We start from the raw sequence: 1069 nt of genomic DNA, 5'->3' as shown, positions 1-1069 counted from the left end.
TTTGGGCCGAGTGAATTAATTCTTCAAGGGTTTCTACAAACAACGCGAGGAACAAAGTCTCTTTATTTCTAAAGTAGCGATATAAAGCGGCCTTAGTAATACCTACATCTGCAGCAATCACATTCAGGTTAAGGTCTTCGTAGGCAAGATCAGAAAATCGTTTTCGTGTAGCATCGAGAATTTGCTGTTTTCTGAGAGCTTTTTGTTCCGGATTATTCGCGCGTTGTTTGATTAAACACATTTTAGGCTTGTAACCATCCTGCAAGTTTTCGTGTGACTGAACGTGGGGATAGTTTACCAGACCAAACACCAAAAATATTCTTCCAGCCAGTGATAACAATGGCGCGGTCTTTTTTCTTGAGCGATTTCCTGACAACAGCTTCTGCTGTCATGGCACCTGCTTTGAATAGTTTTGTGTTAGTCATATTAGCTTCTGATGCAAACTCAGATGCGGTTGCACCTGGGCAAAGTGTGCTGACGGCAATACCTTGGCCCTTAAGCTCTTCATATAGTGCTTCAGAGAAGGACAGCACAAAAGCCTTGGTCGCGTAGTATATAGCCATGTTAGGTCCCGCTTGAAAGGCAGCGGTTGAGGCAACGTTAATGATAAAGCTATTACTCTGTTGTGATAGCTTGGGGATGAGTCGGTGCGTTAGATCTACCAGGCTGGTGACGTTGAGCTGAATCATTTGTAACTGACGATCCAGTGACAGTTCAGTGAATGCACCGCGGTCTCCAAAGCCTGCATTGTTGATTAGGCCGTTTAGCGCCCAACCTTCGTTGATTATTTTGCTAGCTAGCGTTTCGGCACCGTTTGAGTCAGACAAATCAGCAGCGATGATTTGTGTCGAGATTTTATATTGGCTTTCCAGCTTACTGGCTAGCGCTTGAAGGCGCTCTTCTCTGCGGGCGGTCAGAATCAGGTTGTGACCTTGAGCGGCTAATTGTTCTGCGAATACTTCGCCAATTCCGGCGCTTGCACCGGTTATCAAGATGTAGTTCATTGTGTGTTCCTTTATTATTTGAAGTTAAGTTACTCTGGGTTACTTAATATAGAAGAATGAGTTCT

At 44.3% G+C, this 1069-nt stretch carries 2 protein-coding genes; both read right to left on the bottom strand.

Features of this window, described 5'->3' with window-relative positions:
- On the bottom strand, positions 1–241 hold a 241-nt coding region (locus tag A3757_RS01005), incomplete at its 3' end, for a TetR/AcrR family transcriptional regulator (RefSeq protein ID WP_156506077.1).
- Between the two features lies 1 nt (position 242).
- The gene (locus A3757_RS01000; protein WP_068511786.1) at positions 243–1004 is read right to left on the bottom strand and encodes an SDR family oxidoreductase; all 762 of its coding nucleotides are present in this window, start codon (positions 1002–1004) and stop codon (positions 243–245) included.
- Positions 1005–1069: the final 65 nt, after the last annotated feature.

This window comes from Oleiphilus sp. HI0117, from assembly GCF_001635235.1.
This window is presented reverse-complemented; position numbering and strand designations above follow the sequence as displayed.

Excerpts from the sequence above, each read along its gene's own strand:
- A3757_RS01000 (WP_068511786.1), bottom strand. The coding sequence starts at position 1,004 with ATGAACTACATCTTGATAACCGGTGCAAGCGCCGGAATTGGCGAAGTA.